Here is a 12,514-nt window from a genome sequence, read left to right as displayed (position 1 = left end):
TTAACCCCAATCGCCGGGCGTTTTGCTTAGCTTAAGCGATGCGGCGCTTAGTTTGCGTTTTGCTACCCGCAAAACCGGCAGCGCTGCTGATCAGTGCCGCGATAATCATGGCAATGAAGATCATCAGAGCAGAGTTGCGGATGCTCTCGGTGGCGTTTTCGGCAGTTTCACGCAGCGATTGCTCTGCCTGCGCAAGTTCTTCTTGAGCCTGCTGAATGCGGGATTCTAAGCGGTCGATTTGACGCTCAAGCTCATTAATACCTGAATCAAGACGCGCCATGGACTCATCGACGAAGTTTTCAGCTTCGGGCTCGGTCATATCCGTGTTGCTTGTTAGGGCATTGACCAGTGCATCGCGATCTACGTCCTGCTGGATATTTTCAAGCCGAGCGCGCTCTTTTTCAAGCAGCTCATTGAGGATGGCTTCGTACTCCATAGGGTTATTGGCAAGGCTTCTAACGGCTGTTTGAATATCGCCGACGGCATCTTGCGCTTGGTTACGTAGGTGCTCTGGCTGCAGTGACTCAGCGCCGGTGTCGCGCAGTATCTGGTTAACCTGATTACGAATGTTCTGGTCATCCAACGGTGAGTCAGTGCCTGGGTCGAAGTCGAAATTCTCGCTCAGCTGTTCGCCAAGTGACGATGTTGCACTGCCGATGCCTTGCGCAACGCTCCCCGTCACCTGCCCGGCGCCTGATAAAATCGAGCCAATAGCGCTAGCGCCACTCGATGCTACTTGACCAGCAGCGAAGCCAATCAGCGCTAAAGACAGAATGGTTGCGGTTGCCCAGCTCAAAAATCCGTGTATGAAGCCGTTACTATTGGCCAAGCGGCCAGCCACAAAACCACCTGCGGCAAAGCTTACAATCAAGAAAATGGCAGAAGAAATGCCAAAGGCAGTACCCAGCCCATCAAAGGGGTTGTCGGACATCGGGTCAATCACGCTAGAGCCGATCGCCGTCCCAAGAAGTGACAGCAGAGCAGAAAGGGCGAGGACGGTCACAACACCAGCAATGACGCTTCCCCATGACACGCGGTCGATTGACTCGCGAAACGATCCAATAGTGGTCTCTGGCATGGTCTACTCCTTTTATCGAGCACTTACTAAGGTGCCCTTCAGCAAGTCGGCACTGGTGGGCAGCGACCTGTCGTCCGTTGAAATAAGCCGTATTCGTGGTTGGTCGTATTGACGCCCTCATACATTTTCAAGATAGCAAAGGATGTGACGATAAGAGTTGTTATTTTTGTTTTGTTTTCTTTAATCTTTAAAGGGCTGAGGATTGAACTGCTTTATGACCTGAGAAGGTACAGGCAAGGCCTCTTGGACAACGCTGGAAAGCCACTCTTTTTGCGTGCGCTGGGCGATTACTTTCACTTATAAAGACCAGTAAGCGAGCCAATGACCGATTTATTCTGGTACCAGTATCTTCTTATCGGGTTGATTTTCGCCTGGAGCGGCTTTGTGAGAACCAGCCTGGGCTTTGGCGGTGCGGTGCTGGCGCTACCATTTTTGCTGTTAGTGGTGAACGAGCCACTCGTCTTTCTGCCGATTATCGCTATTCATCTGATGATTTTTTCCAGCTGGATTGCATGGAGCGGGCATCGCCAACTGCAAAAAGAAGGGCTGGGGGCTCCAATTGCAGAGAGCAATATTGACTGGGGCTATCTTTTCAAAGCCTTGAAAATCATGATCATCCCTAAGCTTATTGGCGTGATAGGGCTGCTGACGCTGCCCGCTCAGGTCATGACCAGTATTATTTTTGGCATTGTTTTCATTTATGCCATTGGCTACGTACTCAACAGACCGTTCAAGAGTAAAAATAAATACGTTGATTACGTACTGCTGGCGCTCGGTGGGTACGTCAGCGGCACCTCGTTGATTGGTGCACCGCTGATTGTGGCGGTGTTCGCCACGCATGTGGCCAAAGAGCAGCTGCGGGATACCATGTTTGTGCTGTGGTTTATCCTGGTAGTCATCAAGATGGTCTCGTTCCTGATTGCAGGCGTAGACCTTCAGCTAATCCATCAGCTGTGGCTGCTGCCCTGCGCTTTTCTTGGCCATCTTCTGGGCGAGAAGGCCCACCGCTATATGCTTAAAGCGGATACGGGCCTATTCTTTCGCATTCTGGGTGGGGTATTACTGCTGGTGAGCGTGGTGGGGCTGGTTCATCCGCCAGCGTAACGTGGGCTAAAGCGCCGCAGCCTAAAGCTGGCTGTCGGCGCGTAAATAGGTGTTGCTCAGTATCAGCAGCGCGGCTGCTAATAGGCAGCAAAGCACCGCCATTGCGGTGTAAACATTGCGCAAGGAGTCGAGCCAAATCAACGCGGGGGCGACCACGACCGGCGACACAAACTGCCCGAAAAAGAAGGTCGAGGTAAAGCCGCCAAACACTCGGCCGCGCACCCGTTGAGGCGTAATGCGCATTAGCCAGGTGGTGGTGTTGGGCATAAAAGCGCCCAGTCCTAGGCCGGAAATAGCCGCACCGACGATCGCCATGGCATAGCTTGTGGTTAATCCCACCACCAAAAATCCGACGGCTGCCAGCAAGAAACCTAAGATATAAATCGTCATGACCGATAGGAAGGGCTTGTAGTAACCATAACCAAAGGCAACGATACTGGCCGTAAGAGCGGCCATGGAAAGCGCAATACCGATCAGCAAACCGCTGATTTCGCCTGACTGAGAAAGCAAAAAGGGAAGTTGCGCGGGAAACATGTAAAACATCATCATACTTATCATGGCGATAAAATAAGCCAGCCCGGTACGCCAATAGTCCACGGTGACAGGCGCATCGCTTATACCACTGCTGGTGATGCCAGTGTTTTTGGGCTCCTGAAGTACCGCCAATGCGTATGGCAGCAGCAGAACGCCGGTTAGATAAAGTAAAAACGGCCCTCGCCAGCTCCAATCGGAAAGTATTCCCCCCAGATTAATGAAAACTACTCCGCCCAGCGCCATACAGCTACTTTGCAGCCCCAGAAAGCGCATGCGCTCGTGGCCATCGAAATAATCGCCCACCAGCGTGGTGCTGATACTGAGAATGCCTGCCACCGCTATGCCCATTAAGGCCCGTGAGCTTAAGAGTAAATCCACGCGATCGATAAAAAAGCCCGCAACCCCTGCAAAACCATAGATAAACAGCATCATCAGCAGCAGTTTCTTGCGCCCAAATCGATCGGCCAGATAGCCCATGAGCGGGCTAAACAGCGTAATCATCAGCGCAGGGATAGTCAGAATTAGCTGGATCAACACCTGAGGCTGGTCAGGGAAGTGACGGCTGATACCCGGTAGCGCCGGCGCAATGATTGCACCCGACATCACCGTCATGGTGCTGGCAAACAGCAGCACGGCTTTAATATGCGTTAATGAGCTAATAGTCTTTTTCCACATCAAGAGAGAGGGGGAGAGCGTTTAGAGCGAAAGCGCTAATCTTAACATGTTTATTAGCAGGCTAGTTATCACCTGGGGTGAGCCCGGCATCAAGGCCTAAAGGCTAGCCGTTATGTCTGGAGGCCCAACGATTATCCAAAAAAAACGGCCATCGCTTGATAAGCGAAATGGCCGTTTTTAGTAATTCTATGGTCGGAATAGCAGGATTCGAACCTACGACCTCTGCCTCCCGAAGGCAGCGCTCTACCAAGCTGAGCTATATTCCGAAAGCTGCCGAGCACTGCTCAACAGGGGGAGTGGATCATACTTATCCAAGGCCATTTTTTCAAGCCCTTGATAGCGTGATCGAGCAATTTTTATGCTTTACGATCAACGGCTAAACGGGCTAGCTGCGCCATGCTGTCGCGATAAGCACTGGGCGGTAGAGCGTCCAGTTGCTCAAGGGCTTTGTCGGCCATTTCTTCGGCGCGCTGGCGGGTGTAGTCGAGTGCGCCGGTGGCATGAACAATTTCCAGTACGGCGTCTAGCTGCTCAAGCCCGCCTTGGCGAATCACCTGGCGAATGAGTTTGGCCTGCTCTGGGGTGCCTTGCTCCATGGCGTGAATCAGCGGCAGCGTCGGCTTGCCTTCGGCCAGGTCGTCGCCAACGTTCTTGCCCATGGCGTCAGCGTCGCCTTGATAATCCAGCAGGTCATCAATCAGCTGAAACGCGAGACCCAGATAGCGGCCATAATACTGAAGCGCGTGCTCTTGTTCGGGAGTAGCTTGGGCCAGCACAGCTCCGCTGTGGGAAGCCGCCTCAAACAGCATGGCGGTTTTACCCAAAATGGTCTCGAAGTAGTCCGCCTCAGAAATGCTGGGATTGCCAATGTTGGTGAGCTGCAGCACTTCTCCTTCGGCGATGATGCAGGTGGCGCCAGAAAGAATCGCCATGATGCGCATGGAACCCACGTCGACCATCATCTGAAAGGAGCGGGCATAGAGAAAGTCACCCACCAACACCGACGGCGCATTGCCCCAGGCATCGTTAGCGGTTTTCTTGCCCCGGCGCATGTGTGATTCATCAACCACGTCATCGTGCAGCAGCGTCGAGGTATGCATAAACTCAATCAGCGTTGCCAACGGGATGTGTTTTTCGCCGGTGTAGTTGAGCGCGCGCGCAGCTAAAAGCGCCAATAGAGGGCGCAGGCGCTTACCGCCACTTTCAATGATGTACTGGCCGATGGTTTCGACCAGCGGCACTTTAGACGTGAGCTGCTCAATAATTGTCCGATTGACGGCTGCGAAGTCATCGGCCACCACGGCGTGCAGCGGTGAAGGCGTTGGGCTGACGGGTTGGGCTGAGGAGACGTTAGCGGTCATTGGATCCGTTCATCGCGGCAGGTGAAGGCGGTAAGTGCCGCCCGTAGTTATGTCATTCGTTAGGATGATGCGTTGGGCTCATGCTATGGCGCTGCCTGTTGGTCGTCAAGGCGCGCTCAGCCGTGATGGCTTCTCCCAACCATTGACGAGTACAGGTAGTCTTGTGGTAAGAGGAGATAGTCGTTATAATCCGCGACCCACTCATCATGCTCCCTGTCAGATGGCTCCAGAAGGGGCGCCACTCGCAGCAGGTCGATAAGAGCGGAAGGCGATGAGCGCTGGTTACGCGGGGCGTAATTGGCATTAACGACAAGTCCGGAGAGTGACATGTACGCAATTATTAAAAGCGGTGGCAAACAGTACCGCGTTCAAGAAGGTCAGACCCTCAAGCTCGAAAAAATCGAAGTCGCTACCGGCGAAACGATTGAGTTTGATGAAGTGCTGATGGTTGCAGACGGCGATGACTTCAACATTGGCGCGCCAATGATTGACGGCGCTAAAGTCTCTGCCGAAGTGGTTTCCCACGGCCGTGGCGATAAAGTGACGATCATCAAGTTCCGTCGCCGTAAGCACAGCATGAAGCGTCAGGGCCACCGTCAGTGGTTCACTGAAGTCAAAATTACCGGAATTTCCGCGTAAGCGGTTTGTCCCTTTAGGAGGTTTTTGCAATGGCTCATAAGAAGGCAGCTGGCTCCACGCGTAACGGTCGCGATTCCGAGTCTAAACGCTTAGGTGTGAAACTGTTCGGTGGCCAATCGGCGACTGCGGGTAACATCATCGTGCGTCAGCGCGGTACGCGCTTCCACGCTGGCACAGGCGTTGGCCTAGGCCGCGATCACACGCTGTTCGCGCTGAGCGACGGTTTTGTGAAATTTGAGACCAAAGGTCCCAAAAACCGTAAGTTCGTTAGCATCGTTTCTGCATAAACGAAAAACGCAGCGCTAGATAGATGCTGCGTAAAAAAGCCCCGCTATGGCGGGGCTTTTTTGTCGGTTAAAACTCTTTTCGCATACGCTTTGCTACCACGATGGTGGATAAAAGCGCCGGTGAAAAAAAGTATTGCATATTAGGGCGGCGGAAGCGGCCGGGAGAATCCAATGCAGTTCGTCGATGAAGCCTCGATTATTGTTGAGGCGGGCAAAGGCGGCAATGGCTGTCTGAGCTTTCGCCGCGAAAAATATGTGCCCAGGGGCGGCCCCGATGGGGGCGATGGCGGCCACGGTGGTAGCGTGTACCTGATTGGTGACGATGCGCTTAACACCTTGATCGACTTCAAATTCCAGCGTTTTTATAAAGCGCAAAACGGCCAGGGCGGCATGGGCCGTCAAATGAGCGGCAAGGCCGGCGAAGACCTGCACGTAAAAGTGCCGGTCGGCACCACGGTAATTGACGAAGATACCTTGGAAGTCATCGCGGATGTAACCGAGATCGGCCAGGTGGTATTGGTGGGTGAAGGCGGTCGGCGTGGATTGGGTAACATCCACTTTAAGTCTTCGACCAACCGCGCGCCGCGTCGTACCACAACCGGTACCGACGGTGATCGCCGTAACCTGCGTTTGGAAATGAAGGTAATGGCCGATGTGGGTCTGCTGGGTATGCCTAATGCGGGCAAGTCCACGCTGATTCGCTCTGTGTCTGCCGCCAAGCCCAAGGTCGCTAACTATCCGTTCACTACGCTAGTACCCAATTTAGGCGTGGTGAAGCTGGGCATGCACGAACACTTCGTAATGGCCGATGTGCCGGGTCTGATCGAAGGGGCTTCTGACGGTGCCGGCTTAGGGCTGCGCTTCTTGAAGCACCTGACGCGTACGCGGCTGCTGTTTCACGTCGTCGACGTAGCGCCGTTTGATGAGTCTGATCCGGTCGCGGCATCGAAGGCGATTGTGCGCGAGCTGGGGCAGTTCTCACCGGCGCTGTCTGAGCGTCCGCGCTGGCTGGTCTTGAATAAGTTTGACCTGCTGCCGGAAGACGAGCGCGAAGAGCGCGCCCAGGCGATTATTCAGGCGCTTAACTGGGAAGGCCCGGTGTTCCGTATCTCGGCTATCAGTAACGATGGCACCGATAAGCTGGTTCAGGCGGCGTATCGCTGGCTGACCGAACAGCGTCGCCTTGAGCACGAAGATGAAGAAGCGCTGATTCGTGAGCAAGAAATGCGCCGTCGCATGGAAGAAGAATCGGTCGCGCGTACTGAAGCGCGTCTGGGTCGTCGGCGTAAGCGTGACGATGAAGACGACGAAGATTTCGACGACGATGATTATGATGTTGAAGTTGAATACGCCCCATAGCTTGGCAAAATAGCGTGACCTAGCTAAGGGTGTAAGATAGTAAGCTAATAAGGGCTGCGTTCGCGCGGCCCTTATTGTGTCTGATAAAGGTGGGGCGGATGGAAAGTAACGAGCAAATTCTCGGACGCAGCGCATTGAGTCGGGCGCGTCGAGTCGTGGTAAAGATCGGCAGTGCGCTACTGACTAACGATGGTCGCGGCCTGGACGAACCGGCCATCGGCGGCTGGGTGGATCAAATAGCAGCCTTGCATCAGCGCGGTGTTGAGGTGGTGCTGGTTTCCTCTGGCGCCGTGGCTGCTGGCATGGTGCGCCTTGGCTGGCAGGTGCGGCCCAGCGCGGTGCATGAGCTTCAGGCAGCTGCGGCGGTGGGTCAAAACGGACTCACCCAGTGCTATGAGCAGCATTTTGCGCGCCACAATATGCTCACGGCGCAGGTGTTGCTCACCCACGACGATCTTTCTAACCGCAAGCGCTACCTCAATGCGCTTTCGGCGCTGCGCACGTTGGTGGAAATGCGCGTGGTGCCGGTGATCAATGAAAACGATACCGTGGTCACCGATGAGATTCGCTTTGGCGATAACGATACGCTCGGAGCGCTGGTTGCAAATCTATTGGAAGCCGATGCGCTGCTGCTGTTGACCGATCAGGAAGGTCTGTTTGATGCCGACCCGCGGCATAATCCGAATGCTCAGATGATAGCCGAAGGGCGCGCCGACGACCCTCGCTTAGCGGCTGTTGCAGGCAGCGGCGGTGCGCTAGGGCGTGGTGGCATGAGTACTAAAGTGCGTGCGGCGCAGCTGGCGGCGCGCTCTGGGGCGGTCACGGTGATTGCTAGCGGGCGTCAGCCTGACGTTATCAATCGGATAATGGCGGGTGAGTCGCTGGGCACGCTGCTGCGCCCTGATCAGGTGCCGATCGCGGCGCGTAAGCGTTGGCTGGCGGGGCAACTGCAGGTGCGCGGCACGCTGGTGCTGGATGCCGGCGCGGTGAAAGTGCTGCGCGATAAAGGCTCTAGCCTATTAGCCGTTGGGGTGCGCAATGTGCAGGGCAGCTTTAAGCGTGGCGATATGGTGATATGCGTGGACGAGCAGGGCGCGTCAGTGGCCAAAGGCTTAGTGAACTACGGCGCTGATGAGGCGCACCAGCTAGCGGGGCAGCCCAGCCATCAAATTGAAGCAATCCTTGGCTATGTGGAAGCCCACGAGTTGATTCACCGCGATAATCTTGTGGTCTTATAAGCGAGCTGGCGGCGGTAAAGGCACTTGGTGCGGCCAGTCGTCAGGCACCAAAAAAACGCGCTCATAGCGCCGTTCATTCTGGTAATACAGCATGACCTGCTGGGGTGAGCGCCAAGCTTGTACTCTACCGATGACGCCGGGCAGCACTTCATCAATGGGGCGAAAAACGCTGGGTAGCGGTGGTGCCAGCCAGTGCGGTTTTTCCAGCCAGGCTATCGTGGGTACTGCAGCTGAGCTGGCGACAAACGCAGGCCAGTCGCGACAATAGCACCAGCGGCCACGGCGGTGATCCAGCGTGGCGCCCTCTGGTGGAGGCATCTCTGTGTGCCAGGGCGTTTTCCAGGGGTAGTACAGAACGCCCGGTATGGCTAGCCGTTGCGTTAACTGCTCACCCAGCGTTAGTTTAGAGGCGCCCAGGTCACGCGGTGCCAGCCAATGATTCAGGGTTGCCAACGCAGGTAGCGTTGTGGAAAGCGGCAACTGGTGGCGCTGTAAATGGGCACACTTAAGCGCTAGGCTATCTGCTCCGCCAGGGCCAATCCAGCGGCTTTGGCTACGCAACTCCCCAGGCCCTTCCGGCAAACCCAGATAGAACTTAATCGCCACCTCCAAATGTATCGGTGCCGGGTTGTCGCGAGTGCGATAAAGCATATCCAGCTCACCCAGCGTAATGCGCTGACGCGTAATGCGTACGTTGTGCGCTAGCATGCGTGTGTTGGGGGAGTGATCGAGCAACGTGTGCCAAAGGCGTTCGTGATAATGCCCCATGCGATTGGCCCGCGACCCCGTTAAAGCTGTTAGCGAAGGTGTTGGGAGTTGACGCAGCCAGGGCAACAGCGAGTTTTCCAGCCCTAGTTCTTTAAGCGTCGGGCGGCCTGCGCAGGGAATCGGTGGCGCCATCTCAATAAGGTCCGGCGTGGCGGCTAGCCAGGCTAAATCACGCAGCGCCGCGGTGGGTAGCGTGTCGCCGGGGGCTTGGCCATCAATGTCGTCATTTTGCACGGCGTTCTCCTCAGTCTGCGGCTATATTCGCTTCCTGCTGAGGCCATTATGACGCTTGGCTATTGCTGGGGCTATAACGCAGCGGGCTCCCTTGAAGGGAGCCCGCAGGGCGGCTTAAAACACCGCTAGTAGAGATGATGCGATAGATTAGTCGCGATCAATCTCGCTGACTTGATCAGCGCCTTGGCGTACGCTGATTTCCAGCTCACGGCCATTTTCGTCACGGCCTTCAACATCGATCATGCCGCTTTTATCCATGTCGAGGTCTTCAAACTCCACCATGCCTTCCTGGCTGGCAACATTCAGCGCTTGGCGAATATCGTCTTCGCTCATACCCCAGGCACCGGTGACTAGGCGCTCGCGTTGCTCTTGCAGCGTTTCGCCGTCATCTAGTGAGAAATCAATATCGGCATACCACTCATCGTCCAACCAGCCTTCTACTTCCACACGGCCACGGTTTTTAATGCTAATTTCTTCGTAATGGGTGAAACCGTAGTCGCTTGCGTGGGTCAATACGTCATCAATACGATCCATTGGCAGTGAATCAGCCTGAGCACTGCCAGCCGCAGCGGCAAGTAGTAGGGCAGAGGTCGGGATCAGCAGCATTTTTTTCATGGTGTTCATAGCAAATTCCTTCTTTACGTGACGAATCATTTACGTGAATCAATGGCACTCAGCCAATGCGACAGGGAATTTATACCACTGGGATACTTTCCTTAAGCTGACAAAACCGTTCATCTAACGTTCATGTTGTCTTAGGCATTCTGGCACTATGAGTAATGTCGTACGTCACCTTATAACGCCACTAGGCCGCTTCCAAAAAAGCGCTTGCCGCAGTGTTGCCAGTTTAGCCTTAGCGCTATTACTGGTCAGTAGTGCAGTGGGCGATCAGCCCTGGGAATCTCTGCATGGCGAGGTGAATCGTGGTGAAGTGGTGCCGCTGGACACTATTTTAGATTGGCTTGAAGCTCACTATATTGGTGAGGTGCTCGAAGTTGAGGTGGAGCGTGAGCGCGGGTTTGTAGAGTATGAAATTAAGCTGCTCGGACCCCAAGGCCAGATCGTTGAATTTGAATTTGACGGCCAAAGCGGTGAGCTAATGTCTATTGAAGGTGTGCGCATTAACGATATGCGCCGTTAGCTTTTTTATATAAGAAAAGGGTAGTCAGTCATGAAGTGTTTGCTGGTAGAAGACGACCACGCGCTCGCCCGCGAGCTAAGTCAGGCGCTGCGCGACGGCGACTGGCTTGTAGAGCATGCGGCCACGGGCCAAGATGCCGATTTCTTGGTGCGCACGGAAGCTTATGACACGCTCATTTTGGATGTAGGCTTGCCCGACGGTGACGGTACTCGCTGGCTAGCGGCTTGGCGCGAAGATGGTATTGACCTGCCCGTGCTCATTCTTACCGCCCGTGAGCGCTGGGCCGATAAAGCGGCAGGCTTTACCGCAGGTGCCGATGACTATGTCACTAAGCCTTTTGAACCGGCGGAAGTGCTTTTTCGCCTGCGCGCCCTGGTTCGCCGCAGCCACGGGCATGCACACCCGATATTGAAAGCCGGCGAGCTCAGCTTAGATACGCATACGCAGCACGTCGCATTGGCGGGGCGTCCGGTGGGATTAACCGCCCAAGAGACGCGCCTGCTCGGCTACTTAATGCATGCCGCACCGCGCGTGGTGAGTCGTACCGAGCTTTCAGAGCACGTATACGACCGTGACCATGAGCCGGACTCTAACGTGATCGACGTGCAGGTCAGCCGCCTGCGCCGTAAGTTGGGCAGCTGGCGCATTGCCACGCTGCGGGGGCAGGGGTATCGGCTCTTGGAAGAAGAGCCCGCCAGCGAATGAGTCACCCCCGTTCTGCGTGGCGTAATCAATGGAAAAAGCGTTGGGCCGGGCGTTCCATCGGCGTGCGGCTACTATTGGCGGTGCTGCTGATGGTGGGGCTGGCCCTTCCTGTTGCCGGTACGCTGCTTTCTCATCATTACCATTTATCAGCGACCCAGGCCTTTGATGAGCGCCTGGAGGCCACGCTCAATGTGATCATTGCCGGCGTCACCTATGACCGCACCACCCAGCAGCTTGTCCACGATCGGGCGCTGGGTGACCCACGGTTTGATAACGTTTACTCCGGCTGGTACTGGCAAATAACCGATGCTGGCCAGCATACATTGGCTTCCCGCTCGCTGTGGGATCAACGCCTGCCGGTTATTGCCAATGACACTCTCAGCGCGCGCTCATTGTCAGGCCCGCGCGGGCAATCGCTGCGCGTTGTTGAGCGTGATATCTATTTAGCGCCTTTGGAAAGACCCCTGCATATCAGCGTTGCCGCGCGGGACGATGTATTAGCTGCGGATATTCGCGAATTCCAACGTCTTCTTTGGGGCGGTTTGGCGGGCCTAGGCATTTTGCTATTAGGCGTTTTGGCGCTGCAAGTTCGCTGGGGGTTAGCGCCGCTGCGGCGTATGCGTGCCAACCTGCATGAGGTAGAGCAGGGGCATGCAGAGCAGCTGGACACCCGCTTGCCCGACGAGCTGGCGACCCTGGCCGCCTCAATGAATGCGGTGCTGGCGCGGGACCAACGCTTAATTGAGCGCGGGCGTCACACGGCCGGTAATCTGGCCCACGCGCTGAAAACACCGCTGAGTGTGATGCGTCTACAGCTTCGCCAGCTGCCGGAAGACAGCCGTGCTGCCTGGGACGTGGAGTTAACGCGCTTAGACAGCGCGGTACGCCATCATTTAGCGCGTGCATCGGCGGCGGGCGAGGGCGCTCGCTTTGCCCCCATTGATCTGCATGCCACGTTAGCGCCGCTGCTAACCGGGCTGGCCAAGCTTGGCCAGCGGCGCGGCATTACGCTGCGCCAAACATGGCAGCGTGACGTGAACGTGCATATGGATGGGCAAGATATTCAGGAGCTGGTAGGTAACTTAATGGATAATGCGCTGCGCTGGGCGCACAGCGATGTTCAGCTGCAGGTCCAGGTTAACGAACAACAGCTCACTATTATCGTGAGTGATAATGGCCCCGGCATGTCTGACGCGCAGTGCCAGCAGGCGGTGCAGCGAGGAAAGCGTCTGGATGAGCAGCGCTCTGGCAGTGGTTTGGGGCTGGCTATCGTCACCGACCTTGTCGCTTTGTACAGCGGCCATATGCAGCTTTCCCGCGGCAGCGAAGGCGGCTTAAACGTAGAAGTTGGGCTGCCCGTGGTGGCGAACGGATAACGGAGATTTCATTGG

13 protein-coding genes and 1 tRNA gene are annotated in these 12,514 nt (G+C 55.7%); 8 read left to right on the top strand and 6 right to left on the bottom strand.

What is annotated here, in order from left to right:
- Positions 1–31 precede the first annotated feature (31 nt).
- A complete protein-coding gene (locus ACT3TR_RS16310; protein ID WP_444625779.1) occupies positions 32–1,078 on the bottom strand; it encodes a hypothetical protein in 1,047 nt (348 codons plus the stop codon).
- 321 nt (positions 1,079–1,399) lie between these two features.
- Here ACT3TR_RS16310 and ACT3TR_RS16305 point away from each other — a divergent pair, with 321 nt between their 5' ends.
- On the top strand, positions 1,400–2,182 hold the full coding sequence (locus ACT3TR_RS16305) for a TSUP family transporter (RefSeq protein WP_441686392.1): 783 nt from the start codon (positions 1,400–1,402) through the stop codon (positions 2,180–2,182).
- A 21-nt stretch (positions 2,183–2,203) separates the two neighbouring features.
- On the opposite strand, the gene ACT3TR_RS16300 is transcribed toward ACT3TR_RS16305, so the two are convergent.
- From ACT3TR_RS16300 to ispB, 3 genes are all read right to left on the bottom strand, one after another.
- Entirely contained in the window at positions 2,204–3,349 is a 1,146-nt protein-coding gene (locus tag ACT3TR_RS16300; RefSeq protein WP_444647239.1) for an MFS transporter, read from the bottom strand.
- A 231-nt stretch (positions 3,350–3,580) separates the two neighbouring features.
- Positions 3,581–3,657 (bottom strand) — tRNA-Pro (locus ACT3TR_RS16295).
- 90 nt (positions 3,658–3,747) lie between these two features.
- The gene (ispB, locus tag ACT3TR_RS16290; RefSeq protein ID WP_441686388.1) at positions 3,748–4,752 is read right to left on the bottom strand and encodes an octaprenyl diphosphate synthase; all 1,005 of its coding nucleotides are present in this window, start codon (positions 4,750–4,752) and stop codon (positions 3,748–3,750) included.
- Between the two features lie 327 nt (positions 4,753–5,079).
- Between ispB and rplU the strand changes: the two genes are divergently transcribed.
- The 4 genes from rplU to proB all read left to right on the top strand — a co-directional run bounded on the left by rplU (position 5,080) and on the right by proB (position 8,275).
- Positions 5,080–5,391 (top strand): 50S ribosomal protein L21, encoded by a 312-nt coding sequence (gene rplU / locus ACT3TR_RS16285; protein WP_444625780.1) that lies wholly within the window; start codon positions 5,080–5,082, stop codon positions 5,389–5,391.
- Between the two features lie 29 nt (positions 5,392–5,420).
- Positions 5,421–5,678, top strand: a complete 258-nt coding sequence (gene rpmA / locus ACT3TR_RS16280) for a 50S ribosomal protein L27 (protein ID WP_096276340.1) — start codon at positions 5,421–5,423, stop codon at positions 5,676–5,678.
- A gap of 171 nt (positions 5,679–5,849) precedes the next feature.
- Positions 5,850–7,037, top strand: coding sequence for an Obg family GTPase CgtA (gene cgtA, locus ACT3TR_RS16275; RefSeq protein WP_444625781.1), 1,188 nt, complete (start codon positions 5,850–5,852; stop codon positions 7,035–7,037).
- 98 nt (positions 7,038–7,135) lie between these two features.
- The gene (proB, locus tag ACT3TR_RS16270) at positions 7,136–8,275 is read left to right on the top strand and encodes a glutamate 5-kinase (protein ID WP_444625782.1); all 1,140 of its coding nucleotides are present in this window, start codon (positions 7,136–7,138) and stop codon (positions 8,273–8,275) included.
- Here proB and ACT3TR_RS16265 read toward each other — a convergent pair.
- Positions 8,270–9,277 (bottom strand): DUF1853 family protein, encoded by a 1,008-nt coding sequence (locus ACT3TR_RS16265; RefSeq protein ID WP_444625783.1) that lies wholly within the window; start codon positions 9,275–9,277, stop codon positions 8,270–8,272. The two genes, proB and ACT3TR_RS16265, sit on opposite strands and share 6 nt — an antisense overlap.
- A 147-nt stretch (positions 9,278–9,424) precedes the next feature.
- Positions 9,425–9,901, bottom strand: coding sequence for a PepSY domain-containing protein (locus ACT3TR_RS16260; RefSeq protein WP_441686380.1), 477 nt, complete (start codon positions 9,899–9,901; stop codon positions 9,425–9,427).
- A 148-nt stretch (positions 9,902–10,049) separates the two neighbouring features.
- Here ACT3TR_RS16260 and ACT3TR_RS16255 point away from each other — a divergent pair, with 148 nt between their 5' ends.
- From ACT3TR_RS16255 to ACT3TR_RS16245, 3 genes are read left to right on the top strand one after another with little or no spacing between them, the layout of a single operon-like run.
- Entirely contained in the window at positions 10,050–10,418 is a 369-nt protein-coding gene (locus ACT3TR_RS16255; protein ID WP_441672895.1) for a PepSY domain-containing protein, read from the top strand.
- A 30-nt stretch (positions 10,419–10,448) separates the two neighbouring features.
- Entirely contained in the window at positions 10,449–11,123 is a 675-nt protein-coding gene (locus ACT3TR_RS16250; protein ID WP_096276329.1) for a response regulator transcription factor, read from the top strand.
- Complete coding sequence (locus tag ACT3TR_RS16245; protein ID WP_444625784.1) at positions 11,120–12,499, top strand: sensor histidine kinase; 1,380 nt, start codon at positions 11,120–11,122, stop codon at positions 12,497–12,499. Before ACT3TR_RS16250 ends, ACT3TR_RS16245 begins: the two co-directional genes overlap by 4 nt.
- The last annotated feature ends 15 nt before the right edge of the window (positions 12,500–12,514 follow it).

This window comes from Halomonas sp. AOP12-B1-6, assembly GCF_052379225.1.
Classification (GTDB): domain Bacteria; phylum Pseudomonadota; class Gammaproteobacteria; order Pseudomonadales; family Halomonadaceae; genus Vreelandella; species Vreelandella casei.
Note: the sequence above shows the minus strand (reverse complement) of the source record. Positions and strands in the feature narration are given on the sequence as shown.